Raw genomic sequence first — 227 nt, 5'->3', positions numbered from 1 at the left:
CCCGGGCAGGGCGCGGGCCGGGTGGACGCGGCCCGCGCGGTCACCCAGCGGGTCACCGCGACCACCGGGAGCCTCGGCTACGGCTTCTTCGCCTGGCCGCACACCACGCCGTCGACGAAGACCGTGACCTACCGCAACGACGGCGACGCGCCGGTCACCCTCACGCTCACCAGTTCCGACGCGCTCGTCACGCCGTCCGCCGCGACCGTCGTCGTCCCCGCGCACGG

1 protein-coding gene is annotated in these 227 nt (G+C 76.2%); it reads left to right on the top strand.

Annotated elements, in window-relative coordinates:
- Positions 1–227 (top strand): hypothetical protein (locus tag G3I65_RS40055; protein ID WP_160700693.1); only part of this gene is annotated, 227 nt, incomplete at both ends.

This window comes from Amycolatopsis sp. SID8362 (assembly GCF_010550475.1).
Classification (GTDB): domain Bacteria; phylum Actinomycetota; class Actinomycetes; order Mycobacteriales; family Pseudonocardiaceae; genus Amycolatopsis; species Amycolatopsis eburnea.
This window is presented reverse-complemented; position numbering and strand designations above follow the sequence as displayed.